This window comes from Clostridium sp. AF28-12 (genome assembly GCF_003435225.1).
Lineage (GTDB): Bacteria > Bacillota > Clostridia > Lachnospirales > Lachnospiraceae > Pilosibacter > Pilosibacter fragilis.
This window is the reverse complement of record NZ_QWGJ01000046.1, coordinates 2903-3584: the sequence shown is the minus strand read 5'-3', so window position 1 is coordinate 3584 and position 682 is coordinate 2903. Positions and strand designations below refer to the sequence as shown.

Below are 682 nucleotides of genomic sequence, written 5' to 3'. Positions count from 1 at the left end.
TACAAGATACCCTATGAAACCCACCCGGCAGACCGCCCCCGTCAGTGCGTGTTTGGCGGCACTTCCAATGCCCTTGACTTCCTGCCCCTTGACCGTTCCGGCAACCGCCGCTTTATCCCCGTCATGGTGTACCCGGAGCAAGCCGAGGTTCACATTTTGGAGGACGAAGCCGCTTCCAGAGCCTATATCGAGCAGATGTGGGCAGAAGCGATGGAAATTTACAGAAGCGGCAGGTTCAAGCTGGCTTTCAGCCCTGCCATGCAGCGGTATCTCAAAGAACACCAGCGGGATTTTATGCCGGAGGATACCAAAGCCGGGATGATACAGGCGTATCTTGATAAGTACACCGGGAGCATGGTCTGCTCCAAGCAGCTCTATAAGGAAGCCTTGAACCATGCCTTTGACGAGCCGAAGCAATGGGAAATCCGGGAAATCAACGAGATTATGAACCAGTGCATTTCTGGCTGGCGGTACTTCCCGAACCCAAGAATGTTTTCCGAATATGGCAGACAAAAGGGCTGGGAGCGTGAAAACCCGGCAACGGACTCCGGCAACCCGTCTGAAAAAACGATGGACGGTTTTGTGGAGGTCACAGAACAGATGGAGCTTCCATTCTGAAAATGGCAGCCCGTTGCACCCCCTGTTGCTATCCCGTTGCCGAGCCGGTTGCCGGGGAAAATCC

1 protein-coding gene is annotated in these 682 nt (G+C 54.5%); it reads left to right on the top strand.

Features of this window, described 5'->3' with window-relative positions; translation table 11 throughout:
- Window positions 1–618: virulence-associated E family protein (locus DWY93_RS17715; RefSeq protein ID WP_242990759.1), on the top strand; the 618-nt coding region annotated here is incomplete at its 5' end.
- Window positions 619–682: the final 64 nt, after the last annotated feature.